The following is a 26203-nucleotide window of genomic DNA, read 5'->3' as shown; positions in this document are numbered from 1 at the left end:
AATATCCTTCTGCGGCCTTTCGCATGGCGGGTGACCTTTCTTCAGGGAGCCTCTTGTGTACTGAGGATTTTCAGGAGCTGCTTTTCGCGTTGGAGTTCTTTGGTATCCTTGTCCGGTGATATCAGCATCATGCTCCGTATGATATCCTCGTTGCAGCAAGTGTAATTGTAGTATTCCAACAGTTCCCCGGTCAGTCGTGCTTTGGGTATCACCTCTGTGCGCAAGTCGGCAAACTCTTCCAGTGGGATTTCGTCGCCTTGCCGGACAAAGAGAATGCGCCGGGCGATCGGATTGCGGTTATAGTCGTGTGTCAGATAGATTCCTTTCATGATTTGGGGATACTCGATGATGGGTAGTTGCAGGTAGACCACCTTCAGGGCAAGTTGCAGGCGTTTTTGTTCGTTGAACATCAGATAACCGATTTGAAACGGCGAGAACAGCCCCACGCCGATATAATAGTCGCCCGACAGGTTCTGGCAATAGACTTTGGGCATGGTGTCGCCGTCTACGATAGAGGATATCATATAAGGCTCCACTTTCAGTCCGTCGGAGTAGGACGAAGAACTGTAAGACTGGTAAAGTCCGGTATAGATGCCGGCATTGGGCAGATATTTGATGGCTTCTTTCTCGATGTCGTCCAGAAAAGGTCGTCCGCCGTTTTTGTTGGAAACGAAACGTGGCTCGATGTGGCTCACTTTGTCGTACAATTCATCGAGGCAACCTTGCAGTTTGCGTTTCGACACGTTGTTGACTTGTTGTAGCCCTTGGTCTAACGCACTTTCCGTACCGCATCCTCCGGAGAGCAGATTGATGTAGGTGGGGAGCACGGAAGAATAGAGCGAGGAGAGTACGCTGGATGCTATGCCCGTCTCTTCGGAGATGTCCTTCATCCGTACACCGGCTTCGCGTAGTTTCTTCATCCGTTCGTAGAGTGATACCAATTTGTCCATACGTATGTTCTTTTGGGCAAAGGTACGTTTTCCATGTTACAAACCTGTTGCTTTCGTGCTTCATTACCGTGAGATGAATGTTACATTATAAATACGGGTTTGGACGGACGTATGATATATAATGAATTAATTTTTTCAGATGGCAGTTTGGGATAGTTTTGCAGCCGAAAACAAAACTATGGTTATGGAACAAATCGTAAAGAACAAAAGATTTTCGGATGCGTTGCTCATCCTGTGGGCGGGCGGTGCGGCCTTGCTTTCCTACTCTTTGGTGTATGCCTTGCGCAAACCTTATACGGCGGCTTCGTTCGAGGGGTTTGATTTTTTCGGCACGGACTACAAGGTCGCGGTGACGACGATTCAGATTTTAGGTTATGTGATAGCCAAGTTCTTTGGCATCAAGTTGATTTCGGAGTTGAAGAAGGAGCGTCGTTTCAAGTTTTTCGTCTGTTCGGCGGTAGCAGCCGAGGCTGCTTTGGTAGGCTTCGGCCTGTTGGCTCCTCCGTTCAATGTGGCGGCCATGTTTTTGAACGGCTTGTCGCTCGGTTGTATGTGGGGCGTGATATTCAGCTTTATCGAGGGACGCAAGGTGACGGATATGTTGGCCAGTCTGTTGGGGGTAAGCATGGTGTTCAGTTCCGGTGTGGCCAAGAGTTTCGGCTTGTTTGCCATGAACGAGATGCACGTGGGACAGTTTTGGATGCCTGCCGTGATTGGGGCTTTTGCTTTGCCTCTTCTCGTTTTTATGGGGTATATGTTGAAGCGTCTGCCACAGCCTACGGAAGAGGATATTGCGCTGCGTAACGAACGTGTGACATTGGACGGAAACGGACGTAAGCTCTTGTTCCGAAGTTACGCTCCGATTCTTACCTTGTTGTTCGTGGGCAACTTCATGTTGCTGGTGCTGCGCGACATCAAGGAAGATTTTCTGGTCAATATCCTGGATATGAGTAATCAGTCTTCTTGGCTTTTCGCCCAGGTGGATACGATTGTTACGTTGGTCATCCTCGGGATATTTGCCGCTTTCATCTTCTTCCGCAGCAATATTCGGGCTTTGATGTGCTTGATGGGACTGGTCATTGCCGGTTGTTTGGTCATGACATACGTGTCGCTGAATTATGAGGCATTGGATTGGCAGCCGGTAGTGTGGTTGTTTGTGCAGAGCCTGTGCCTTTACATTGCCTATCTGACTTTTCAGACGATTTTCTTCGATCGCTTCATCGCTTGTTTCCGCATCAGAGGAAACGTGGGTTTCTTCATCGCCATTATCGATTTCATCGGCTACATGGGTACGGTGACTCTGCTTTCCACCAAGGAGTTTTTGAACTTCGACATGGAGTGGTTTGCGCTTTACAACCACATGGCATGTGCGGTCGGCGCGGTTTGTGCGGTCTTGTTCACGGTGGCTGCCGTATTGATTTATAAACGGTATTCCGCTCAAGGGCGTAGAAAAGAACAGACGGAGCGTACGACTTTGTATATGAATCCTCAATATAATGCGATTTGACGATGAAACAGGATTATGATGTGATAATTATCGGTGGCGGTTTGTTGGGATGCGCCACGGCTTACCAGTTGGCCAAACGTAAGGCGGGGAAGGTGTTGTTGTTGGATGCCAACGAGATAGCGTCGCAGGCTTCGTCCCGTGCAGCCTGCCTGTTGACACGGGCGCGTACCAAACCGGCTTTGATGGAAATGGTGCAGGAAACGTATGATTGCATTGATGAAATAGAGCACCTTTTGGGGGAATCGCTCGAACTGCAGCAGTGCGGCAGTGTGACCATCTCTTCGTCCGACGCATCGCTGAAAGAACTCGAAGCATTGGAAGAAGCGGCCGTACGTTTCGGAATACCGAATGAACGTATCGACCGGAGGCGTTTGAAAGAACTTCTTCCTTGGATGGAGGTTTCGGCGGTAGAAGAGGCGCTTTACATGCCTACGGATGCGTTTATAGATTGTGCTTTGTTATGTTCCGGTTATGCACGTGCTGCACGAAGTCTCGGGGCGGAATTGCGTTCGAATACGAAAGTAAAAGCCATTGTGGCTGTTGGAGACAAGGCGACAGAAGTGGAGTTGGCGGACGGGGAAAAAGTACTGGCGCCGGTTGTCGTGAATGCCGCAGGCTCGTGGGCCAACCTGTTGATGCGTCCTTTAGGGGTAGGGCTTCCTTTTACTCCGGTGCGGAGTCATTTTTGGATTACGGGAACAAACCTCGGGCGTTTTCCGGCAAACCATCCTTTTACGGTGATTCCCGATGCCCGTGCTTTCACCCGTTCGGATGTGGGGGCGTTGATTATCGGCTTGCGCGAAAGTGAATGCCAGGCCTTCAATCCCGACACATTGACGGATAAGCTGGAGGATTTCGATTTCAATAAGGCGGCCGAATGGAAAGTGCTCGACGAGTGTGCCCCGTTGCTACAGCGTTATCTTCCGGACATAGAAACATTGGGTATCGCGCATTATATGGCCGGGCCCTCATGTTACGTGCCGGATGCCAAATTCATTATCGGGCAGGTGCGTCCATACGACGGGTTGTATGCCGTAGCCGGATGCTGTGGAGGAGGCGTGGCTGCCGGTGGAGGCATGGGACGCTTGGCCGCAGAATTGATTTTGCGGGAAGAGCCGTTTGTGGATCCGGCCGGGTTTGCACCGGACCGTTTCGGGGCAGTGGATCCGTTTTCGGTTGAGTTTCAAAAAAGGTGTGCGGATGCCCGTTCCAACAAAAAAGGTGGATAGGGTTCGGATATATGGAAGATAAAAAAACGAAAGATATGAAGCGGTATATTGTATTCTTAAAGCAAGTGCCTTTGTCTACAAAGGTAGAGATGGACCCTGTAACCCGGACGCTGAAGCGTTCGTCGGCCATGACCCGGACAAATCCTGATGACTTGTATGCCTTGCAGTTGGCAGTAAAATTGAAAAGGCAGACAGAGGCTGAGATAGTGGCAGTAAGCATGGGACCCGCTTCGGCGGAAGAAGTGCTCCGGGAGGCTTTGCAAAGAGGGGCGGATAAGGCGGTTTTGTTGTCCTCCAAGGCATTTGCCGGAAGCGATACGTGGTGTACGAGCCTGGTACTGGCGGCAGCCGTGCGCAAGTTGGGTGAATACGACTTGTTGCTTTTCGGGAAAATGGCGGTGGATGGCGATACGGCACAAGTGGGGCCTGAGGTAGCCGGACAGTTGGACATTCCCCAAGTGACGCATTTGATGGAGGTTTCGGACATATCGGATACTTGTATGTGTGTGAGGAAGAAGGCCGGTCGTTTACTCCAACGTATGGAGGTGGATTTACCTTGTGTCGTGACGGTTGGCCGGGAGACGGGGGAACTGGATTGTCCCACACTGACCGGTTGGCGGTGGGCTCAGCGGCAGACCATCCTTCATTGGGATGAATGCGACTTGGGACTGGAACCTTCGCAAGTTGGATTGCAGGCATCTCCTACTCAAGTAGTGTCTACCATGGTGCCTCGACGGAAGAAAGACGTGGAATGGCTTCCCGACGGGGAAAAGTTTTTTGCAGTCGTCCGTGAAAGCATGAGACGCGGGATTAATTTTTAAAAAGCAAGATGAAAATGAATAAAGATAAGGATTTTATACTTCAATTGCAGGCCGGGCAATGTGTATCCTGCGGAATATGTGCCGAAAGTTGTGCCTATGGGGCTATCCGTATGGGCGACTTTCCGGAGGTGGACGAAGAGAATTGCCGTTTGTGCGGCGGTTGTGTGCAGGCTTGTCCGGTTGGAGCTTGGGTGATGCAGCGTCAAGACGAAAGGCAGGAACAGCCTGTGGATGATTCCAATGGCATTTGGGTGTGGGCGGAAGTCATGGACGGAGCTTTGGCACCGGTAAGCCGGGAACTTTTGGGAAAGGCTGTGGCACTTGCGGCTTGCCGTCCCCAACCGGTCGAGGCTGTACTGATAGGCGGTGAGGTGTCTGCATGGGCGGATGAGTTGATAGCCGCCGGTGCAGACCGCGTGCACGTGGTGGAGTCTCCGCTTCTATCGGATTTTGTGGAGGAAAACTATACGGAGGTGTTGGCCGGCTTGGTGCGCAAACAGCATCCTTCGATCTTGCTTATCGGGGCTACGCCATGCGGTCGTGGTTTGTCCGCACGATTGGCTGCCGTACTGCACACCGGATTGACGGCAGATTGTACGGAGTTGGAAATGGATACGGACAGCGGACTGTTGCGCCAAATACGCCCGGCTTTCGGAGGAAATCTGATGGCTACGATTGTCAACCCCGTTTGTAGGCCGCAAATGGCTTCCGTACGTCCCGGGGTGATGAAAGCCCGGCAGAAGGATACTTCGAGGAGGAGGGAAATCGTCTATCATGCTTATGAGGCCGGGAGAACCGACAGCCGTGTTCGCGTGTTGGAGACCGTGGCGGAAGAAGTGGGCGGAACTTCGCTGAACGACAGTTCTATTATAATAGGTATCGGACGAGGCGTGAAAACGCGGAGATGTGCCGATGAAATCCGGAAGTGGGCCGAACGTATCGGTGCGACGGTAGCCGGGTCTCGTGCGGCAGTAGAAGCCGGGTTGGTGGACGCTTCCGTGCAAGTGGGGCAGACCGGGCATACGATAGCTCCGGATTTGTATATCGCCATCGGTATCAGCGGACAGATACAGCATACGGCGGCCATCACCGGAGCGCGTTGCGTGATAGCCGTTAACCCAGACCGTACGGCTCCGATCTTCAATGTGGCGGATTATGGTTGGGCAATACCTGTGGAAGAGGCACTTCCGCAATTCATGAACATTTTGAACCGGTGCGTATGAGAAAATGGATGGCATGCGTGTGGTTGGGCATGGGAAGTTGCTTTATGACGGCACAGGCGGACGAACCTCTGACCGTGAAGTTCCGTTCGAGGGCATTGCTGGATGCCGCTGTGTCCGGTTATGGCAAGGAAAGTGTGCAGGGGTATTATCGCTTGGAAGATTTCCGTGTGGGCTTTAAAGCCACTTACAGACAATATGAAATGAAAGCCGACATTGGTTTGGGAGGAAACAAAGTAGCCATCAAGGATTTGTTGTTGAACTATCACTTTAAACATGGTGTCCTTTCGTTAGGAAATGCTTATGAACCTTATTCCATGGATATGCTCATCAGTACGGCAGACATGCGCTTTCATCAGTCGGCCGGATCCGTATTGGCTTTTACGGACGGGCGCAAGCTCGGGTTGACCTATCATTCCAGTCTACCATTTGGATATTGGGCTACGGGATTGTATACGCATAATGACATCAATAAAATCGGTGACGGGCAGGTTAACGCTTTGGTTTCCACTTCGCGGGGTGTTTGGCGCAAGCGGTGGAAAGGGAATCTGTTGCATGTGGGCGGTGCTTTTTCTTTCCGTACCAAACCTGTGAATACAGTGGAATCGCCGACAAAAACTGTATCGAACGATGGCGTGACATCCATGTTCCCGTGTCCATTGATGGAAGCCACCGTGGATCGTTTAGAGACAGAACTCAAAGGCGTTTTTGAGATACTTTATACCGCTCCGCGTTTCATGGTACAGGGAGAATACTTTCTGAACCGTCTCAATCGTACGGAAAGGGAGGCTTACCGTCCGCAGGGAGGATATGTGCAGGCAGGCTTTCTGGTTCGGGGAAGAGGGTTTGCGTATGACGACCTGTACGGTATTCCCGGCAGGCCGGGCAGTAAACAGGCGATAGAACTCACGGCACGTTTCAATTATACGAACTTGAACGATGGCAGAGCCGGCATCATGGGCGGACGGGAAAGCGACGTTTCGTTGGGAGCCAATTTCTATTTGAATGAATATTTGGCCGTAAAGCTGAACGGAAGTTATGTCCTTGTAGGAGAACATTGCAATGAATTTTACAAGAAAAACCTATTCTTGGGGCAATTACGTGTCCAATATATTTTTTGAGGCAGCCCTCATCTGATTTCTCGGATTCGTAATAGACGGATGTTTTCGCAAGGGAGCATCTGTCTGTTCTTTTGTATCGGGGAGTACGATATAAAGGCATTAAAAAAGGATTTCCCGAGAGGAAATCCTTTTTCTTCGGGTGACTAGTGGGATTCGAACCCACGACATTCAGAACCACAATCTGACGCTCTAACCGACTGAACTATAGTCACCATTTTGGTGTGCTTGTATGGAAAGTATCATGTTCCTTTCCTAAAGCGATGCAAAGGTACGCATTTTATTTGAAACTGCAAATGTTTCGTCGGATTTTTACTAAAACTTTTTTTGAGCCACAGCCTTGAAGTCCGCGAAGGCTTATATATAATAAGGTGTACCGTCAAGCAGGCGGTACACCTTATGTCTGTTCAATACCCTGTTAACGATAGAATTCCTTTTTGCCCGCCGACAGTGTATTTTTCATCAGCATGCAGATGGTCATCGGGCCGACTCCGCCGGGTACGGGGGTGATGTAAGCACATTTGGGAGCTACCTCGTCGAATTTCACATCGCCATTGAGGCGGAATCCGTTTTTCTTCGTAGCATCGGGGACGCGTGTCGTGCCCACGTCGATGACCGTGGCTCCCTCTTTCACCATGTCGGCCGTGACGAAATCGGGCTGGCCGATAGCGGCTATGATAATGTCCGCCTCGCGGCATTCTTTCTTCAAGTCGCGGCTCCGGCTGTGGCATACGGTCACCGTAGCGTCGCCATACTGCTTTTGCATCATAAGTTGTGCCATGGGTTTGCCTACAATGTTGCTGCGGCCCAGGATGACGCATTTCTTGCCGCTCGTCTCGACATGGTAACGCCGGAGCAGTTCCAGGATGCCTTTCGGGGTGGCTGAGATGTAACAAGGAAGCCCGATGGCCATTCTTCCCACGTTGATGGGATGGAAACCGTCCACATCCTTGCGGAAGTCGATAGCCTCGATGACTTTCTGTTCGGAGATATGGCGGGGGAGGGGCAGTTGCACGATGAATCCGTCCACGTCCTCGTCTTTGTTGAGCTTGTCCACTTCGGCCAGAAGTTCCTCTTCGCTGATGGTATCCTCGAAGCGGAGCAGGGTCGATTTAAAACCGCAGGCTTCGCAAGCCAATACCTTGTTGCGCACGTAAGTCTCGCTGCCTCCGTCATGTCCCACGAGGATGGCAGCCAAATGCGGGCGTTTCCCTCCGCTTTCTACGATTTGTTTTACCTCTTCGGCAATTTCCGCCTTGATTTGTGCGGCGGTGGCCTTTCCGTCAATCAGTTGCATGGTTATTCCTCTTTTGGTTTACGATTATAGTTTAGGCATTTTAGGCATACCCGGAATCTTGGGCATGTTGGCCATCATCTTGCCCATTTTGCTGCCCGTCACCATTTTCATCATTTTGCGCGTCTGGTCGAACTGTTTGATGAGGCGGTTCACTTCCTGTATGTTGGTGCCCGAACCTTTTGCGATGCGTTGGCGGCGGCTGGTGTTCAGGATTTCCGGATTGGTACGTTCACGCGGAGTCATGCTCTGGATGATGGCTTCGATACCCTTGAAGGCATTGTCGTCGATTTCCACGTCTTTGAGCGCCTTGCCCACGCCGGGAATCATGCTGGCCAAGTCTTTCAGGTTACCCATCTTCTTGATTTGCTGGATTTGCGACATGAAGTCGTTGAAGTCGAACTGGTTCTTGGCGATTTTCTTTTGCAGGCGGCGCGCTTCTTCCTCGTCATATTGTTCCTGGGCCTTTTCCACGAGCGACACGATGTCGCCCATGCCCAAGATACGGTCGGCCATACGCGAAGGATGGAACTGGTCGATGGCTTCCATTTTCTCTCCCGTGCCGACGAATTTGATGGGCTTGTTCACCACCGTACGGATAGACAAGGCCGCACCGCCGCGGGTGTCGCCGTCCAATTTGGTGAGCACCACGCCGTCGAAGTCCAGACGGTCGTTGAATTCCTTGGCCGTGTTCACGGCATCCTGTCCGGTCATGGCATCTACCACGAAGAGTGTCTCGTCGGGGTTGATACCGTGCTTGATAGCGGCGATTTCCTGCATCATCTGTTCGTCCACCGCCAGACGTCCGGCCGTATCGACGATGACCACGTCGTAGCCTTTGGCCTTGGCTTCCTTTACGGCGTTCTGTGCAATCTGCACGGCATCCTTGTTGTCCGGTTCGCTATATACGGGGATACCGATTTGTTCGCCCAGCACTTTCAACTGTTCGATGGCCGCCGGACGATAGATGTCGCAAGCCGCCAGCAAAGGATTCTTACGTTTCTTTGTTTTCAGCATCAGGGCCAGTTTTCCGGACAAGGTCGTTTTACCTGCACCGTTCAATCCCGCCATCAGGATGACGGACGGATGGCCTTGCAGGTTCAGTTCGGCCGTTTCGCCTCCCATCAGGGTTGCCAGTTCGTCGTGTACGATTTTCACCATCAACTGGCTGGGTTTCACGGCTGTCAGCACGTTCTGCCCCAATGCCTTTTGCTTTACCGTGTCGGTAAAAGTCTTGGCCACCTTGTAGTTCACGTCGGCATCGAGCAATGCGCGGCGCACGTCTTTCAAGGTTTCAGCCACGTTGATTTCGGTGATTTTGCCTTCACCTTTTAGGATTTTGAAAGACCGTTCCAGTCTTTCACTCAAATTGTCGAACATATATCGTTTGTTTTTTTGTGATTATTCTTAAAGCGGCAAAGATACGAAAAAACTTCCGTCGAGAGAGGGATGACAGCGGATAAAATCTGCTTCATAAGCCTTTTCCTTTCGGAGTTTGCGGCAGAAGGCGGGTATGCGTCTGCGTCCTCACTCCGTAGTTGCCGTTGCGGCTCTTTCCAATGCCGCTTCATAGTCCGGTTCCTGTGAAATCTCTTTGACCAGTTGGGTGTGCCGCACGATTCCTTTTTCATCCACCACGATCACGGCGCGAGCCAACAAGCCTTTCATGGGGCCGTCTGCAATCTGTAAACCGTAGTTTTGGGTAAAATCCTGACTTCGGAAGGCCGAAAGCGGTATGACGCGGGTAAGCCCTTCGGTGGTACAGAACCGTGATTGTGCGAAGGGCAAATCCATGGATATGCAGAGCACGACCGTGTTTTCCAGTCCCGAGGCCTTTTCGTTGAATTCACGTACGGAAACGGCGCAAGTGGGGGTGTCTAAACTGGGGAATACGTTCAGAATGACTTTCTTACCTTTGAAGTCAGAGAGTTTTACGTCTTGCAGGTCAGACTGTGTCAGGTGGAAGTCCGGTGCCTTGCGTCCTGTTTTTACCATCTTTCCAGTCGTATGTAGGGTGTTCCCCTTATAGATGATAGATTCTCCTTTGTTTTTCGTCTGTCCCGTTTGTACGGCCGAGGCTCCGGTGATGCCATCGGGGGATTGGGTGAAAGCGGTTGTGGTGGCTCCCAATGCCAGCCACAAAAAAAGCGTTTTTTTCATATCCGTCATTTTTAAGTAGGTTTAATTCTTATCAAAACAAGTAAGGCGAAAGGCGACAGCAAATATAAGTATAAAAAACGGAATGGGGAAGGGTAGAGCGAAAAGGGTAGAAAAAAAGTTAGCTTGAATGAGATTCATTTCTTTGATATACAGGTGGTTGGTGTGGAATTTAAGAGAGTGCTGGAGGTATCTCGGTAGAATGGAAAATCAATCTCAGGAGAATGAAAAATCGTTTGGCTGAGATTCGTTTTTCGTTCTCAGTCGATTGATTTTTCATTCTCCTGAGATTGATTTCAGGTGTATAAGTGTATGTTTTTCAGAAAAGCAAAGGAGGATTTTTGCACGGATGTGTAATGGAGAGGAGATGTCGTGAGACGTGTACTTTGGAACGAAGTGTTTTGTTGTATGTGTAACGATTGAAAATAGAATAAAATGAGGAATTCTTTGTGAATATAAGTTTTAATTGTTAATTTTGCACCTGATTTTTAGCAAAATTCATAGAAATGAAGAAAAAAACTCTTGTAGCTTCCTTTGGCTTGATGGTTTCAAGTTTAACTTTTGCCGGAGGATTGCTTACGAACACAAATCAAAATGCGGCATTCCTGCGTAATCCCGCGAGAGATGGTGCCATCGGTATCGACGGAGTGTACAGTAACCCGGCGGGTGTGGCTTTTTTGCCGGACGGATTGCATTTGTCCCTGAATTTCCAGAGTGCTTACCAGACGCGTGAGATTACCTCTGTGTTTGGTCCCTTCGCATACGGTGCAGGCAATCGTGGAGAATCTTCCAAACTGTTTAAAGGAGATGCCAAAGCTCCGGTTGTTCCTTCTTTACAGGCGGCTTACAATCGTGGCCGTTGGTCGTATTCTTTCAACTTCGCCATTGGCGGCGGGGGCGGAAAGTGCGCATTTGAAGATGGTTTAGGCTCGTTCGAGAGCCAGGCGGCGTTGCTGCCGTTGTTGGGGAGCGAGATGGGCATCAACAGCTATTCTCTCGACAGTTATATGCGTGGCCGCCAGTATTATTACGGTTTCCAAATCGGTGCGTCCTATAAAATCACCGACAATCTGTCGGCTTTTGTCGGCGGACGGCTGGTGTATGCCACCACGAACTACTACGGTTATGTGAAAAATATCTCGGTGAACAATCCTGTAGGCGGAGAGATGGTGGGGGCTTCGGCTTTGTTTGCCGGACAAATGGCTTCTTATTTAGAGCAGGCCGGACAGTTGACGGCTGCTGCCGAACAGGCTGCCGCTGCCGGAAATCAGGATTTGGCGCAACAGTATGCCGAATTGGCCCAAAAGGCCGGTGCGGCTGCCCAGCAAATGGGTACTTTGGCTGTAGCTACGGAAGACGTGACACTCAACTGTGACCAGACGGGGTGGGGCTTTACGCCCATTATCGGCTTGGACTATAAAATAGGCAAGTTCAACTTCGGAGCCAAGTATGAGTTTAAGACGAAAATCCGTTTGGACAACCGTGCGGCCAACAGTGAGTCGGCTGAACGCTTGGCCATGTTGGATAAGTTCCGCGACGGACGGACTGTGAAAGAAGACATCCCGGCACTGTTGACCCTTGGTGCGCAATACGAAATCCTCCCTTCGTTGCGTATCATGGCAGGGTATCATCATTACTTCGACAAACAAGCTTCGCAGGAAGGTGGTTCGCAAAAATTGCTGAAGAGCGGTTCGAGGGAATTTCTGGCCGGTGTGGAATACGACATCACCGACCGTGTGCAGGCCAGTGCCGGATGGCAGAACACCTATTTCGGCCTGACGGACGAGTACATGAAAGATATGAGTTTCAACGTAAGCTCCAACTCCTTAGGTGTGGGCTTGGGGATACAGGCTACGAAACGCATCAAGGTGAATGTGGCTTATTTCCATACTTTCTATAAAGACTACAACCGCGCTACGAACGATTACAACGGCATCAGCGCGACGGTGGCCACGGCGGCCGGACAGGCTACGGCCGACGCTTTGGTTGCTTCCGGTATGTTGAAGGGCAGCGACTCTTTCACCCGTACCAATAAGGTTTTTGGTCTGGGAATAGATTTCAGTTTCTAAGTGGGCGCGCAGTTTTGAATTTAGTAAGATAATAAAGCGAAAGATGGCATCTTCGGGATATCCGGAGATGCCATCTTTTGTGAATGGGAACGGAGAACCGTTCTGCCTGTGGCTTACGGGTAAATTTCTTCCAACTTTTTCTGGAGTTCTTCTCCGCGCAGGTCCGTAGCCACGATTTTACCGTCAGGACCGAAAAGTATGGTGGCCGGGATGCTCCGTATACCGTAAATGGCACCGGCTTCGCAGTTCCAGGCTTTCAGATCCGACATTTGAGGCCATGTGATGCCTAATTGGGTAGTCGCCTTTTGCCATGCGTCCTTTTGTGCGTCGAACGAGATGCCTACGATTTCAAACCCTTTCGGGTGGAATTGTTCGTAGGCTTTCTTTACGTTCGGCATTTCCGCACGGCAAGGGCCGCACCAACTGGCCCAAAAGTCTACCAAGACATAGTTTCCTTTACCTACGTAGTCGGATAGTTTTCTGGGCGTGCCCTGCATGTCGTTCATCGTGAAATCCGTGAACATGGCCCCTACAGCCTTACGCTTCAAAGCTTGAATGTAATTGTTTACATTCTTCAGTATGCCGTTGTCTTTATAAGCATATTCTTTCAGGTATTCTTCAACCTTGTCCATGCCGATATTCTCGCTGTAGAATGCAATCATGGAAGCCGGAATCAGGTTATCCTTATTTTCCTGAAGGGCTGTCCGAATGGCTTCGGTCTGACTGTGCAGGGCTTTGTCGAACTCGTCTTGCAGGCGTTTCAACTGTTCATCTGGTATTTTGCCGTTGTTTTTTTGTGCGATGGCTTTTGCTTCTTCCTGTAGAGCCCTCATTTTTTCATTGTGGACATTTACGCTCTTTTTTACCTCTGCATATTTTTGGTTGAGAGGCGAACCTTTCACTTCAATTCCCGTTTTCGTCTGGTTTATTGTAGTGGGCGTGCTGTCCAGTATGAATGAAGAGATTGGGCTTTTGGACTTTTTGTCTTGGGCAACGACGGCTATTTGGGGCAATCTGGTCTGTCCGTCCATCACGGCTTTGCCGTTGTGGCACGAAGCACTGTCCAATACGGTGCCGTCCTCTTCCGAGTAAAGATAGATTGTAGTGATGTCGGTCCGGTCTGTGGTGAATGTCACCTTGTAATCCGTTTGTGCGAAAGCCGCACCGCAACATGCTGCCAGTGACAGGCACATGATTTGTTTTTTCATTTTCATATTTTTATCATTGATATTTGAATGTAAAGGTACGAAATCTTTTCGCTCCCGTGCAGGGAAAAACTTTTTTTATGCAATCTTTTTGCTGTCTCCTGTCTTTATCGTATCTTTGTCCCCGCGTTTCCGGAAGGAATGCGCGATGAGTGCTTGGTAACCTCTTAAAAAACAAGATTATATGAAAGAAAAAACAGTCAGTGTATCCTTCATGTTGATGGGGATACTGTTTTGTGTGTGTCTCATTTCGGCCAATCTTTTGGCCACGAAGCAAATCATGTTCGGTCCGTTTAATATTACGGCCGGGATTTTGGTCTTTCCCATTTCTTATATCGTGAACGACTGTATCGTCGAGGTTTGGGGGTTCAACAAAGCCAAATTCTTGATATGGACGGGTTTCCTGATGAACTTCCTGTTTGTCTTCTTCGGTTATGTGGCCGACCTTATTCCCGGTGCGCCGTATTGGAACAACGAGGAAGGCTTTCACAATCTGTTCGGTCTGGCTCCCCGCGTGGCGGCAGCTTCGTTTTTGGCTTTCCTTTCCGGCTCTTTCCTCAATGCCTATGTGATGAGCGTGATGAAGGTGGCTTCCGGTGGGCGTCGCTTTTCGTTGCGCGCCGTCTTGTCTTCTGTGGCAGGAGAAACAGCCGATTCCCTGATCTTCTTTCCGATAGCTTTGGGCGGCCTTGTGCCTTGGGATAATCTGTTGCTCATGATGTTCTGGCAGATTTTGCTGAAGACGCTTTATGAGGTCGTCATACTTCCCGTCACGATTCGTGTGGTTCGCTGGGTGAAACGTGTGGAAGGCGTAGATGTGTATGACAAAAATATTTCTTATAATATATTAAAGGTGTCTCAATTATGACCATGAATAAGGAAACCGCCTTGGTGGTGTTCAGTGGCGGTCAGGATTCCACCACCTGTTTGTTTTGGGCCAAAAAGCATTTCAAGAAAGTCGTGGCCTTGAGTTTTGTGTACGGGCAGAAGCATGTGAAGGAGGTAGAGTTGGCCAAGGCCATAGCTTCACGGGCCGATGTGGACTGGGACTGTATGGATGTTTCTTTCGTCGGTTCATTGGGGAGGAACTCGTTGACCGACGCCACCATGCAGATGGATGAGGAGAAGCCCGAGGGGCATTGTCCGAATACGTTCGTTCCCGGGCGTAACTTGTTCTTCATCAGCATTGCTGCCGTGTATGCCCGTGAACGGGGCATCAACCATATTGTGACCGGGGTGTCGCAGACGGACTTCAGCGGTTATCCCGATTGTCGGGACGCGTTTATCAAAAGTCTGAATGTGACCTTGAACCTGGCCATGGACGAGCAATTCGTCTTGCATACGCCGTTGATGTGGATCGACAAATGCCAGACGTGGGCTTTGGCCGACGAACTGGGCGTGCTCGACTTGGTGCGCCACGACACGCTGACCTGCTACAACGGTGTGCAGGGCGACGGTTGCGGCCATTGTCCGGCTTGTAAATTGCGGAATGAGGGTCTGCATAAGTATTTGGCAGAGAAAGAATGTAAGTCACATGTAGAGGAAAATATAGAACCATGAGCAGCGAAAGAGAAAAAGAAGGATTGCAGTCGTTGGGTAAAAAGACGGAGTATCGCCAGGATTATGCTCCTGAGGTGCTGGAAGCTTTTGAAAACAAGCATCCCGACAATGATTATTGGGTACGTTTCAACTGTCCGGAATTCACGAGTTTGTGTCCCATTACGGGGCAACCCGATTTTGCCGAAATCCGTATCAGTTATATTCCCGACCGCCGCATGGTGGAAAGCAAGAGTCTGAAACTATATTTGTTCAGCTTCCGTAACCACGGCGACTTCCACGAAGATTGCGTGAACAAAATCATGAAGGATCTCATTCGTCTGATGGATCCGAAATACATCGAAGTCACCGGTATCTTTACTCCGCGTGGCGGGATTTCCATCTATCCGTATGCCAACTACGGCCGCAAAGGTACGAAGTTCGAGCAGATGGCGGAGTTCCGCATGATGAATCATGATTTGAAATAAGAGAAAAATGGAGAAACGTTCGGATGAGAGGTTACGCCAATTCCAGTCCGAACGTTTCTTTTAGTTTTTGCAAGGCCGGATTCCGTTTGCTCATCGCTTGGTATTGTTGGGGTTTGCTGGTGATGCGGGTGACCTCTGACGGTTCGGCCACACGTACGGTCATGGTGATGTTCCGGTTATGGAGCTGCTTGCGCATGTGGGTTTCTATACGCCGGGCGATTTGTTCCATGTAGAATTTCACCTGTTCGTTGTCCACCAATACTTCAAACGTGGCATCTTTCTGTAGCTTGGGCTGGATGACTTTCATCCGTTGTGCGATGGCGGTTTCTTCTTGTGGCAGGAGGTTGATGAACTCATGCCAACAGAAACGGATGTTATCTTCCGTGACAGGATAATTTTCTTCTTCTTTCGGTGTCTGTGAGGCTATGGTTGTCGTAGCCGGAGTTGTAGCCGGTTGGGAAGTCTCGGCCGGATTTCCTATTCCTTGTTTAAGTCGGCTGATGGATGGGCCGAAAGAGCCGAGTTTGACTTTGGGAAGCCTGCGTTCCGTGGTTTCAGTGTCCGGAAGCGGGGATTTGCGCGTTTCATACGGTGCCGTTCTGTCCTGAACGGCGGAGGCAACCTTTTCCACGGGAGCCTGAGGCTTCTGCGGATTGACCGGAGCGGCAGTCTGTTGTACCGTCCCGGCAGGTTGGTCGAATAGGGGTTTTAATGTCTTCTCAGGGCTACGCCCCGAGCCGACGCTGTCATCTTCCAAGGTCAGTTGAGACAGTTGTATCAAGGTGATTTCCACCAACAGCCGTTTGTTCTTACTGGCCCGGTAATTCAAGTCGCAGTCGCTGCACAACTTGATGGCACGGTATAGGAATTTGGGCGTGCACCGTTGCGACTGTTCCTGATAACGTGCCCTGATGCTGTCGCTTACTTCCAGTAACGGGAGGGTCATTGCGTCGCGGCTGACCAACAGGTCGCGCAGGTGTGCGGCCAATCCGGTAATGAAATGGCTGCCTTCAAAACCTTTCTCTAAAATCTCGTTGAAGACCAGCATGCACTGCACTGCCTCGTTTTTCAGGAAATGGTCCGTCAGGCGGAAGTAGTATTCATAGTCCAGTACGTTCAGGTTTTCTATAACCTTTTTATACGTCAGGGTTCCTCCCGTGAAGCTTACCGTCTGGTCGAAAATGGAAAGTGCGTCACGCATGCCGCCGTCTGCCTTTTGGGCAATGATGTTCAGTGCCTCCGGCTCGTATGCATATCCCTCTTTGTCTGCCACGAACTTCAGGTGGTTGACAATGGTCTGTACGCTCATGCGGTTGAAATCGTACACTTGGCAACGGCTCAATATGGTAGGCAGGATTTTATGCTTTTCCGTAGTGGCCAGGATAAAGATGACATACGAAGGCGGCTCTTCCAGCGTCTTGAGGAAAGCATTGAATGCAGCCGTGGACAACATGTGCACCTCGTCGATGATGAACACCTTATAGCGTCCCACCTGCGGCGGTATGCGCACTTTTTCTATTAAGGCACGTATTTCCTCCACCGAGTTGTTTGAGGCTGCGTCCAGCTCATGGATGTTGAGCGAACGCTGTTCGTTGAAAGCCTTGCATGATTCGCATTCATCGCAAGCCTCCCTGTTGTCGGACGGGTGTAGGCAGTTGATGGTTTTGGCAAAAATGCGGGCACAAGTCGTTTTTCCCACTCCGCGTGGTCCGCAGAACAGGTAAGCATGTGCCAGTTTACCGGCTGCAATGGCGTTTTTCAGAGTCGTGGTGAGCGCCTCCTGCCCCACCACGGCATCGAATGCCGAGGGGCGGTATTTTCGTGCCGATACGATGTATTCTCCCATGATGGATTGATGAATTAGTTATTCGCAAAGCAAATTTAGCAAAAAAAACGGGTGCATCCTCCGTTTTCGTTGATTTTGTCGTATCTTTGCCCCTATAAACAAGTCAAGTTATGGGTAAGCTTCATACTTTCTGGAATGTCTTTCGCCGGCATAAATATGGTTTTGTCATCGGGCTTTTCGTCTTGTTGATGGGAGTGGTAGACGAAAACAGTTTGTGGAGCCGCTATCGTCATAAGGCTGAGTTGGCTGAATTGCGCTTTGAAATCCGGAAGTACACGGAGATGTACGAGCATGACACGCGTTATTTGGAGGAAATGAACACCGACCCCGACGTGTTAATCGAGATTGCACGTGAGCGATATTACATGAAGACAGACGACGAAGATATTTTTGTCATACAAGAAAAAACTACGGATGAAGAGACTGAATAAGATTCAAAATATAGTATTCATAACCGGAGCTGTGCTGTTGTTGATTGGGGCAGCCACTTTTTTTACCGGTTGGCTTTATGCCTTTTATCTTTATACGGTGGGGGCTTGCGCTTTTGCTGCGATGCAGTTGCGTGCCGGGTACGAAGGGGATAATTTCGTTATCCGCCGGTTGCGGGGACAACAAGTCATCGGTGCGCTTTTGTTGGTTTGTACAGCCTTTTTTATGGCTATGCGTATTTTTGATTTCGGTTTTGCCCGCGGACAGGAATGGGTGGTATGCCTGGCAGTCGCTTGCGTGCTGGAATTGTACACCGCTTTTCGTATTCCGGCCGAATTGGAGAAAGAAGAGTCACGAAAAAACAACAATAAGTTTTAAAACGGAAAAGACAAGCTTAAATAGTGATAAAACGCTTTATCCTCTGGTGATAAGCGCTTATCTTTGTACCCCTATAAGTCCGGAATAATATAAGAAGAATGAAAAATTTTTTATGGATATTGGTGAGCCTTATGGTGTTGGCTTCTTGCCACCAGACAGAATACATGGTGGAAGGAAACTCTACGATACAGACCATGGATGGGAAAAAACTGTATTTGAAAGCCTATAAGGATGATGATCTGGTGGATATTGACTCCAGCGATGTGGTGCATGGGAAGTTTAATTTTATCGGTGCACTGGATTCCGTCATGATGGTGAGCCTTTTTATAGATGATGAATGCCTGATGCCGTTTGTCTTGGGGCCGGAAGAACTGTCCATACATATCAGTACGGCACGTCAATACGTGACAGGAAGTGCTCTGAACGATACCTTATATAGTTTTATCCGTCGCAAGACGCGGTTGGACAATCAGATAGCAGAATTGCCGCATAAGGAAAGCCAAATGATTATGGATGGGGTGGATGAGGATGTCATTATGGTGCGTTTGAATGACGAAGCCAACCGTCTGGCATTGCAGAACGACCGTTTGATTACCAATTTCATTACGTCCAATTTCGATAATGTCTTGGGAGCAGGCGTTTTTATGATTCTGACAAGCAGTTATCCTTATCCGGTGATGACCCCTCAAATAGAAGAGATCATGGCCAAGGCCACCCCTTATTTTAAGAATGATGTATATGTGAAAAATTACATCAAGGCGGCCAAGGAGAATATGACGCAAATGGGGTATGGTTATGACGACGTCTTGCCGGAGGATTCTTTAGCAGAGTTACCGGAATTTTCGGGAACTGATTCTTTAAAATAAAACTTTTGTCCGGATAGAATTACGGCTCGCCTTTTGGGCGAGCCGTATGCGTTTGAATAAGGATTTACTGGTCTTCATTTTTTATAAAGCCCTGTCGTTCGGACGGGAGGCCTGCCATGACGGCTTGGTATGCTTCCTCCATCGTTTCTTTGATATTCTCCGGTCCTTTTCCCTTAGGCAGGATGGGGTGGTGGATGGTGAGAGTCAGTTTACTGCGTCTGACGAAGCCGAAACCTTTCGTACGTGGAAGGATGTCGAACGAGCCGTTGATCGTTACGGGGACTACGGGCAGTTGCAGTTCGTCCGCCAGTTGGAATGCTCCTTTCTTGAACACTCCCATGTGTCCGGTGAACGAGCGGGCACCTTCGGGAAATACTACCAACGAGGTTCCTTCCTTCAGGATTTCACGGGCTTTGGCATAAGTTTCTTGAATCTTTTTCGGTCCCGACTTGTCTACGAAGATGTGACGTGCGCTCTCGCATGCTTTTCCGACCAGGAAGATTTTCCTCAACGATTTTTTCATCATCCATTTGAAATTGCGTCCCAAGAAGCCGTAAATCAAAAAAATGTCGAATGCCCCTTGGTGGTTGGCCACGAATACGTATGAGGTTTTCTTGTCCACGTTTTCATGACCGCGTACGATAACCGGGATGAAGAGCACGCGGCAGATGATGATAGACCAGATTTTTCCGGGATAGTATCCCCAGAAATGAGCGTTGCCTATCCACGAACCGATGATGGTGACGATAGCCGTCAACATGGTGCAGACCAACAGGATGGGCAGCGCGATACAGAGTTGGTAGATTCGATAGAGTAACATCATGTTTTCTATGACAGTTTGACTATACAAAGTTAAGTAATACCTATTTATTGTGCAAGGTTATGACGTTAATTTCGGGCCATGCTCCGAAGCGGAAGGGAATGAGTGCCCCGCCGATACCCAGACTGACATACAATCCGCGCTCGCCTTCGCGGTACATGTATTTCCATTCAGGATAGAAGAATTTGGAGGGCGACCAGCCGAAAAGCATGAACTGCATGCCGTGGGTATGTCCCGACAACGTGAGCTGGATGTCGGTTTGCGGCAATACCTTGCGACGCCAGTGGGTCGGGTCGTGGCTGAGCAACACTTTAAACATATGCGTCGAGTCGTTGCCTTGCCCGTACCCGGGGATTCCGGCCAAAGCCTTTTTCAGGTCGCCACGTTCGGGAAAGGGCGGTTTCCCGTCATTCTCTACGCCGACGAGCGCGATGCTGTCCCGGCCTTGACGTATGATGCGGTGTTCGTTCAGCAGCAGGTCCCAGTTCATGTCACGTTGCCTTTCCTTCAACTCTTCCCGTTGGGCGGCTTGCTCTTCGGTAGAGAGGTAATGGGCGTATGTCAGGTAGTCGTGGTTGCCTAAGATGGAATACACCCCGTCCGGTGCGTGCAGACGGGAAAGTATCCCGTCGAACCCGTCTAATTCGTTTGCTTCCGTGCTGACCAAATCACCGGTAAACACGATCATGTCGGGACATTGCTCCATGATGCGTTCCACGACCTTCTCCACCATTTCCGGCCGGTTCCTGAAACTTGTGAGGTGCAAGTCGCTGAACTGCACAATGCGGTAGCCGTCGAAGGCAGGCGGAAGGTCGGCCGAAGAGAAGTTCGTGTGGCGGACTTGCAAGAGGGTTGGGCCGAAACTCAACCCTGCTCCCATGATACAGAACAAAAAGAGAGACGCGGCGGAACTTACCATCGTACATGCCTTTTTGGCACGGGGGAAAAACAGGCAGATGCCTTTTCCTATCAAATCCACGATAAGGAACAGCATCTTGGGCAGCGCAATGAGCATGTAGAGACTGAAGAAGATGACCATTTGGGTCATGTTCTCCGGCGTATGGTTTTCCGTCCAAGTCAATATGAGGGCGGCAATCAGCAACAATGCGTTGGGCAGGAAAAAGAGAAAATAGGCCCAAAGAGGGTGCCTGCGTCCGTACATGAACTTGAAGTACAGGTAGACATCGGACAATATCAACGTCAGCAATAAGACGGGAAGTATTCGTAATACCATGTTTTTGTTTTGACGGTTAAAGGTTAGCGGCTAAGAATTTACGCATCGTTTCCACGGGCAGACCGCGTCGTCGGGCATAGTCTTCTAACTGGTCTTCCCCGATTTTTCCTACGGCGAAGTAGCGTGCAGAGGGATGGGATAGCATGAGTCCGCTTACCGAAGCATGCGGCACCATGGCACCGTTTTCGGTCAGCCGGATACCGATTTCCGGAAAACCCAACCATTCCGACAGCACGAAGTTGACAGACTGGTCCGGTAGGGAAGGATAGCCTACGGCCGGCCGGATGCCGGCGAACTTCTCCACCAATAAGTCTTCGATGGACCACTGTTCGTCTTTTGCATATCCCCAATAGGTCGTACGCACTTCTTGGTGCATTTTTTCCGTAGAGGCTTCGGCCAAACGGTCGGATAGCGTTTGGGCCAACAGGTGCTTGAAGTCATCGGCGTATGCGCCGGTTTCGTAGAGATGTTCCATGTCCGCATCTACCGTAGCCGCGAAAACACCTACGGTGTCGGATATGCCTTGCGACAGCGGACGTACGAAATCCGAAAGGCAAAGATAAGGCTCGTCCGGTTTCGTGGTGTGTTGTTGGCGCAGCAAGGCGAGGCGAAGCGTGCGCCCCTCCTGTTCGGGGTCGGTAAGAAGCAGGTCGTCGCCGTCCGAACAGGCCGGATATAACCCGAAACGTACGTGGGTGTGGAAATCTCCGTCCAACTGTGCCAACATGCGGTTGGCATCCTTGAATAGCTGCATGGCCTCGGCCGCCCGCGCCCTTTCCTCTTCCGGAAATTCAGCCAACCAACCGGCACGACAGGCATCGCAGCCGTGTATGCGGCTGATGGCGGCAAAGCGCGGCGGGAATCCCCAGGCGTGGAAAAAGTATATCCAGTTGATGTAGGGAGCGACCTCGTGTATGCGATAAGTCAATGTATGGGTCATCGGTCGAAAGTAAGTTGCCGGCCGCAGACGTCCGTGTCTATATGGCCGTGATTATATACTAAATGCCCGTTACAGTAGGTCTGTTCCACCGACCAGTTGAACGTTTCTCCTTCCAACGGACTCCAACCGCAGCGGCTTAAGATGTCCTCTCTCCGTAAGGTCCACGGGCTGGACGGACGGAGCAGTACGAGGTCGGCTTGTGCGCCTTCGCGGAGGAAACCGCGGCCTTTGATTTGGAACAGCCGGGCCGGGGCATGGCACATCAGGTCCACGACACGTTCGAGGGGCAGCACGCCTTCATCAGACAGGCGGAGCATGCTGACGAGTGAGAACTGCACCATGGGCATACCGGAGGCCGCTTTCACGCAACCTCCTTCTTTTTCAACAGGCAGGTGAGGAGCGTGGTCCGTGCCTATCACGTCGATACGCCCGTCGGTCAGTGCCTGTCGCAAAGCCGCCCGGTCGGCGCCGCTCTTGATGGCCGGATTGCATTTGATACGTGTTCCGAGGCGGGCATAGTCGGCATCCGTGTAAAACAGATGGGCGATGCAGGCTTCGGCTGTGACAGGTTTCATGCGTCCCGTGGTTTCATCCCACAGCGGATCCCGGCGGAAAAGAGAGAGTTCACGTGCGGTGCTGACATGGGCCACATGGAGTCGCGCACCGGTTTCCCGTGCCAGTTTGACGGCCAGTTCCGTAGAACGGAAACAAGCTTCTTCGTTGCGGATGGCAGGATGGTATTTCACGTCCGGGTCGTCTCCATACCGTTCCCGGAACGATTTCAGGTTGGCCGATATGATGGACGAGTCTTCGCAATGGGTCATGATGAGCAGGGGGGAGCGGCTGAATATGGCACGTAGCGCGTCTTCGCGGTCGACGAGCATATTGCCCGTGCTGCTTCCCATGAACAGTTTGACGCCACATACCTTGTGCGGGTCCAGTTGTTCCAGCATGTCAGTGTTCGTATGGGTGGCCCCGAAGAAGAAAGAATAATTGACGAGACTCTTTTCCGCTGCCAACCGGAACTTGTCGTCCAAGGCTTCGAGAGTGGTGGTCTGCGGCACGACGTTCGGCATGTCCATGTACGACGTCACGCCTCCGGCCGCCGCCGCCCGGCTTTCGGTGGCGATGTCGGCCTTGTGGGTCAGTCCCGGTTCGCGGAAATGCACATGGTCGTCTATCACGCCCGGTATCAGGTACAACCCTTCGGCATCTATCACGCGGTCGGTCGGCGGAAGGGTGTGTATGGTATCGTCGGACGGGACGATGCTCAGAATCTTGTCGTCTTCCAGTGTGACCGTACCTACGAAGCGTTTTCCTTCGTTGACGATGGTGGCATTTTGTATTCTGGTTCTCATAATGGTTTTCTTTATAGGGTCTTTTTCAGCTCCTGTTTTTATAATATTTTATTTTCGGAGAAGATGATGGGCGTATTCGGTTATTTCTTTTTCGCTTTTCCGGTCAGCCGTTTCTCTTCTGATTTAAGCCTTCGTTCCACTTTTTTCACATCCTCACCGGGTGGAAGTTGTTCAGGAACAATACCTCGTTGCAGGAGCATGTCTCGTACGGCGGCATTGTTGTCTACGTGTTCTTTCCCGATTTCTTGTTGTCCGTACAAGTCCTTTTGTTGTACGTTGACAGAGGTCATTTCTGCCGCGAAGTCTTTGGCTTTAATACTGATTGTAGGCAAAAAGTCGGCCAATGGACGGCTTTCTGGTGCTCCTAATTTCCTTTTGAGCAATGCCGTGTCGATACGAAACAAAGCCTTGTCTCCTTTTGAACGGATAAGGGCAAAGCCTTTGCTGTCCACGCCACGTTCATAAAGGATGCCGGACAGGCGTTTTTCTGTTTCTGCAAGTTTGGTGCGCGCTTGTATCCGTTCGTAGTCGAGGATACGTTGTTGTACCAGTTCGGCCCGTCTCGTCTGCACGGCGAAATAATTTTGGGCAAATGCCACTTGCGGTTTTCTCGGGTCACCGTTCTGGGCGACGAGGTAACAGGCATAGCGGGTGAGCATATAATCGGAAACTTCGCGTTCCGAACCGGAACCGAGGGAAACCATTTTGCCGACTTCAGCAAAATGGTATGAAACCTCTTGTTCTGCATGTTCACATGCCGCTTTGGCTTTGTTTACTATGTTTTCAAAATTGCGCCATTGGGCGTATCCAAGTAATTTGGCAAGTTCCCTTGCGCTCCAACATTCGACACCTTCATATTCGTTGGCTATCGATTCGAATTGCCGGAAAAGTTCTATGATTTCTTCTGTCTTCATGTGCCTCCATCAATGGTTTTGTATCCGCATCTCCTGCAAATTTAATAAATACTTCTTATTGGTGGTATCTTGTCGGGCGGAATCTTGTCCGGTATATGGATTTTTGTTTCCTTTGTAAATCAAAATCAAAGGAATATGGAAAACAAGACTTTATTTTCTGAAATACTGGAACGGCAGTCGGACCTGTTGGAACGTATCCGCCATGCCGCGCATGAGGCGCATGCGGCCGTCAACCAATTTTATGGCGTAGACTTGCCTTATTCTTACCATTTGGACGGTGTAGCGGAACTGGTGGCCCGTTATGGAGGCGAGGTATGCACGCGGGCGGAAGACGTTCCGGCCGTGATGTTCGGGGCCTGGTTCCACGACAGTATAGAGGATGCCCGTCTGACGTACAACGACGTGCGGAAACGCGCCCGGTCTTTGGGGCTGGACGAGGCACAGGCGTTCATGGCGGCGGAGATTGTGTACGCGTTGACGAACGAAAAAGGGCGTACACGTGCCGAGCGTGCGGGCGTGAAATATTATGAGGGTATCCGTGCCACACCTTACGCCCCCATGGTCAAGTTGGCCGACCGCATGGCCAACGTACGTTTCTCCTTGCGGCAGACTTCGGATTACAATCATCGCATGGCCGGAGTTTATCGTGAGGAGTGGCCTCACTTCCTGGCATCCCTTTGGCCTGCGACGGACGACCCGCGCATGGGGCTTCCACAAGAAATGGTGCTTCAACTTTGCGGGCTTTTGGGGGTGGACGCAAAGAGGATGTTTGAAGACTGAAAACGGCCTTTGGGCACGTGTGAAAACATTCGGTAGAGAACCGAAAATCGTTCGGCTGAGATTGAAAAATCAATCTCAGCCGAACGATTTTTCAATCTCATGAGAAAAAAATGTTAATCTGCGGCAAATATTTTTGCTTTCGTAAGTGCTTGATTTCAAGACGGCTTCGGGTAGTGTCTGAACCACCCGTCGAGCCGCAGGCGGATGACCCCGAACACGGCTTCGCTGAAGATGCCGCCGCTCATCTTGCTCGTGCCCAACTCGCGGTTGACGAAGATGACCGGTACTTCCTTTATCTTGAAACCGCACTGCTTGGCGGTGAACTTCATTTCTATTTGGAAGGCATATCCTTTGAAGCGCACCTTGTCCAGTTCGATGGTCTCCAACACGCGGCGGCGGTAACATTTAAAGCCGGCCGTGGTGTCGTTTATCTTCAGCCCCGTGATGATGCGCACGTATTTAGAGGCGTAGTAGGACATCAGGATGCGCCCCATGGGCCAGTTCACCACGTTCACCCCGTTCACGTAGCGCGACCCGATGGCCACGTCGTACCCCTCTTGGGCGCAAGCGGCGTACAGTCGCGGAAGGTCGTTCGGGTTGTGGCTGAAGTCGGCGTCCATCTCGAAGATATAGTCGTATTTCTGCGCCACAGCCCATTTGAATCCTGCAATGTAAGCTGTGCCGAGGCCTAATTTCCCCGTACGTTCGATGAGATGCAGGCGGTCTTTGAACTCGTCCGCCATGAGGCGTTTCACGATGGCCGCCGTGCCGTCGGGCGAGCCGTCGTCTATGATCAGCATGTCGAACGGTTGTTCCAGTCCGAATACGGCCCGGATGATGTTTTCTATGTTTTCCTTTTCGTTGTACGTAGGAATGATAACTACACTGTCTGAACGCATATTTCTGTCAGCTTTAAAAGTGAATGACTTCGTTTGTATTCGTGAAACAAATATAGACATAAATCACGAATACAGGTAACAGAGTGGAAATATTTCTTCCGGCGGAGGTGTTTTTTTAGTGATTCTTTGTAATTTTGCACCGGAT

Annotated in this window: 25 protein-coding genes and 1 tRNA gene; 13 read left to right on the top strand and 13 right to left on the bottom strand. The window is 50.5% G+C overall.

The window, feature by feature from the left end:
* Positions 1-41: 41 nt before the first annotated feature.
* Positions 42-950: a hypothetical protein gene (locus HMPREF9441_RS06920; protein WP_008619560.1), complete on the bottom strand. Its 909-nt coding sequence runs from the start codon at positions 948-950 to the stop codon at positions 42-44.
* Positions 951-1128: 178 nt separating this feature from the next.
* On the opposite strand from HMPREF9441_RS06920, the gene HMPREF9441_RS06915 reads away from it, so the two are divergent.
* Genes HMPREF9441_RS06915 through HMPREF9441_RS06895 form a run of 5 tightly spaced genes read left to right on the top strand, consistent with a single transcriptional unit; the run spans position 1129 to position 6848 of the window.
* Complete coding sequence (locus HMPREF9441_RS06915; RefSeq protein WP_407946619.1) at positions 1129-2457, top strand: DUF5690 family protein; 1329 nt, start codon at positions 1129-1131, stop codon at positions 2455-2457.
* A 2-nt stretch (positions 2458-2459) separates the two neighbouring features.
* A complete protein-coding gene (locus HMPREF9441_RS06910; RefSeq protein WP_008619555.1) occupies positions 2460-3686 on the top strand; it encodes an NAD(P)/FAD-dependent oxidoreductase in 1227 nt (408 codons plus the stop codon).
* A 35-nt stretch (positions 3687-3721) separates the two neighbouring features.
* Positions 3722-4507 carry an electron transfer flavoprotein subunit beta/FixA family protein gene (locus tag HMPREF9441_RS06905; RefSeq protein ID WP_244949661.1) on the top strand — a complete coding sequence of 262 codons (786 nt, stop codon included), beginning with the start codon at positions 3722-3724 and terminating at the stop codon, positions 4505-4507.
* Positions 4508-4521: 14 nt separating this feature from the next.
* Entirely contained in the window at positions 4522-5730 is a 1209-nt protein-coding gene (locus HMPREF9441_RS06900; RefSeq protein WP_244949660.1) for an electron transfer flavoprotein subunit alpha, read from the top strand.
* The gene (locus HMPREF9441_RS06895; RefSeq protein ID WP_008619550.1) at positions 5727-6848 is read left to right on the top strand and encodes a porin; all 1122 of its coding nucleotides are present in this window, start codon (positions 5727-5729) and stop codon (positions 6846-6848) included. Before HMPREF9441_RS06900 ends, HMPREF9441_RS06895 begins: the two co-directional genes overlap by 4 nt.
* Positions 6849-6986: 138 nt before the next feature.
* On the opposite strand, the gene HMPREF9441_RS06890 is transcribed toward HMPREF9441_RS06895, so the two are convergent.
* The 4 genes from HMPREF9441_RS06890 to tpx form a co-directional block, all read right to left on the bottom strand.
* Positions 6987-7060: transfer RNA gene (locus tag HMPREF9441_RS06890), tRNA-His, on the bottom strand.
* Between the two features lie 203 nt (positions 7061-7263).
* A complete protein-coding gene (folD, locus tag HMPREF9441_RS06885; protein WP_008619545.1) occupies positions 7264-8142 on the bottom strand; it encodes a bifunctional methylenetetrahydrofolate dehydrogenase/methenyltetrahydrofolate cyclohydrolase FolD in 879 nt (292 codons plus the stop codon).
* A gap of 24 nt (positions 8143-8166) precedes the next feature.
* Complete coding sequence (ffh, locus tag HMPREF9441_RS06880) at positions 8167-9519, bottom strand: signal recognition particle protein (RefSeq protein WP_008619543.1); 1353 nt, start codon at positions 9517-9519, stop codon at positions 8167-8169.
* Between the two features lie 147 nt (positions 9520-9666).
* Positions 9667-10308 (bottom strand): thiol peroxidase, encoded by a 642-nt coding sequence (tpx, locus tag HMPREF9441_RS06875; RefSeq protein WP_008619542.1) that lies wholly within the window; start codon positions 10306-10308, stop codon positions 9667-9669.
* 494 nt (positions 10309-10802) lie between these two features.
* On the opposite strand from tpx, the gene HMPREF9441_RS06870 reads away from it, so the two are divergent.
* The gene (locus HMPREF9441_RS06870; protein WP_008619541.1) at positions 10803-12365 is read left to right on the top strand and encodes an OmpP1/FadL family transporter; all 1563 of its coding nucleotides are present in this window, start codon (positions 10803-10805) and stop codon (positions 12363-12365) included.
* 113 nt (positions 12366-12478) lie between these two features.
* Here HMPREF9441_RS06870 and HMPREF9441_RS06865 read toward each other — a convergent pair whose 3' ends face one another.
* Positions 12479-13573 (bottom strand): TlpA disulfide reductase family protein, encoded by a 1095-nt coding sequence (locus HMPREF9441_RS06865; protein ID WP_244949659.1) that lies wholly within the window; start codon positions 13571-13573, stop codon positions 12479-12481.
* Positions 13574-13754: 181 nt separating this feature from the next.
* On the opposite strand from HMPREF9441_RS06865, the gene HMPREF9441_RS06860 reads away from it, so the two are divergent.
* Genes HMPREF9441_RS06860 through queF form a run of 3 tightly spaced genes read left to right on the top strand, consistent with a single transcriptional unit; the run spans position 13755 to position 15594 of the window.
* Entirely contained in the window at positions 13755-14438 is a 684-nt protein-coding gene (locus HMPREF9441_RS06860) for a queuosine precursor transporter (RefSeq protein ID WP_008619529.1), read from the top strand.
* Between the two features lie 2 nt (positions 14439-14440).
* Entirely contained in the window at positions 14441-15130 is a 690-nt protein-coding gene (gene queC, locus HMPREF9441_RS06855) for a 7-cyano-7-deazaguanine synthase QueC (protein WP_172634930.1), read from the top strand.
* A complete protein-coding gene (gene queF / locus HMPREF9441_RS06850; protein ID WP_008619527.1) occupies positions 15127-15594 on the top strand; it encodes a preQ(1) synthase in 468 nt (155 codons plus the stop codon). Before queC ends, queF begins: the two co-directional genes overlap by 4 nt.
* 31 nt (positions 15595-15625) lie before the next feature.
* On the opposite strand, the gene HMPREF9441_RS06845 is transcribed toward queF, so the two are convergent.
* Complete coding sequence (locus HMPREF9441_RS06845) at positions 15626-17440, bottom strand: DNA polymerase III subunit gamma/tau (RefSeq protein ID WP_008619526.1); 1815 nt, start codon at positions 17438-17440, stop codon at positions 15626-15628.
* Positions 17441-17550: 110 nt separating this feature from the next.
* Between HMPREF9441_RS06845 and HMPREF9441_RS06840 the strand changes: the two genes are divergently transcribed.
* The 3 genes from HMPREF9441_RS06840 (at position 17551) to HMPREF9441_RS06830 (ending at position 19113) form a co-directional block, all read left to right on the top strand.
* Positions 17551-17871 (top strand): FtsB family cell division protein, encoded by a 321-nt coding sequence (locus tag HMPREF9441_RS06840; RefSeq protein WP_008619525.1) that lies wholly within the window; start codon positions 17551-17553, stop codon positions 17869-17871.
* Positions 17855-18247, top strand: coding sequence for a hypothetical protein (locus HMPREF9441_RS06835; protein WP_008619524.1), 393 nt, complete (start codon positions 17855-17857; stop codon positions 18245-18247). Before HMPREF9441_RS06840 ends, HMPREF9441_RS06835 begins: the two co-directional genes overlap by 17 nt.
* A gap of 98 nt (positions 18248-18345) precedes the next feature.
* Positions 18346-19113 (top strand): DUF4369 domain-containing protein, encoded by a 768-nt coding sequence (locus HMPREF9441_RS06830; protein WP_008619523.1) that lies wholly within the window; start codon positions 18346-18348, stop codon positions 19111-19113.
* Between the two features lie 64 nt (positions 19114-19177).
* Here the strand turns inward: HMPREF9441_RS06830 and HMPREF9441_RS06825 are convergent, their stop codons facing one another.
* From HMPREF9441_RS06825 to dinD, 5 genes are all read right to left on the bottom strand, one after another.
* The gene (locus HMPREF9441_RS06825) at positions 19178-19936 is read right to left on the bottom strand and encodes a lysophospholipid acyltransferase family protein (protein ID WP_008619521.1); all 759 of its coding nucleotides are present in this window, start codon (positions 19934-19936) and stop codon (positions 19178-19180) included.
* Between the two features lie 40 nt (positions 19937-19976).
* On the bottom strand, positions 19977-21167 hold the full coding sequence (locus HMPREF9441_RS06820; protein WP_008619520.1) for a metallophosphoesterase: 1191 nt from the start codon (positions 21165-21167) through the stop codon (positions 19977-19979).
* 16 nt (positions 21168-21183) lie between these two features.
* Positions 21184-22107 (bottom strand): vitamin B12 dependent-methionine synthase activation domain-containing protein, encoded by a 924-nt coding sequence (locus HMPREF9441_RS06815; protein WP_008619518.1) that lies wholly within the window; start codon positions 22105-22107, stop codon positions 21184-21186.
* Positions 22104-23468 carry a dihydroorotase gene (locus HMPREF9441_RS06810; protein ID WP_172634929.1) on the bottom strand — a complete coding sequence of 455 codons (1365 nt, stop codon included), beginning with the start codon at positions 23466-23468 and terminating at the stop codon, positions 22104-22106. Before HMPREF9441_RS06810 ends, HMPREF9441_RS06815 begins: the two co-directional genes overlap by 4 nt.
* Before the next feature lie 77 nt (positions 23469-23545).
* The gene (gene dinD, locus HMPREF9441_RS06805; RefSeq protein WP_008619513.1) at positions 23546-24379 is read right to left on the bottom strand and encodes a DNA damage-inducible protein D; all 834 of its coding nucleotides are present in this window, start codon (positions 24377-24379) and stop codon (positions 23546-23548) included.
* Between the two features lie 135 nt (positions 24380-24514).
* On the opposite strand from dinD, the gene HMPREF9441_RS06800 reads away from it, so the two are divergent.
* Positions 24515-25159, top strand: a complete 645-nt coding sequence (locus HMPREF9441_RS06800) for a hypothetical protein (protein WP_008619509.1) — start codon at positions 24515-24517, stop codon at positions 25157-25159.
* Between the two features lie 155 nt (positions 25160-25314).
* Here HMPREF9441_RS06800 and HMPREF9441_RS06795 read toward each other — a convergent pair whose 3' ends face one another.
* A complete protein-coding gene (locus tag HMPREF9441_RS06795) occupies positions 25315-26058 on the bottom strand; it encodes a polyprenol monophosphomannose synthase (protein WP_021981580.1) in 744 nt (247 codons plus the stop codon).
* Between the last annotated feature and the right edge of the window lie 145 nt (positions 26059-26203).

Source organism: Paraprevotella clara YIT 11840 (assembly GCF_000233955.1).
Lineage (GTDB): Bacteria > Bacteroidota > Bacteroidia > Bacteroidales > Bacteroidaceae > Paraprevotella > Paraprevotella clara.
This window is presented reverse-complemented; position numbering and strand designations above follow the sequence as displayed.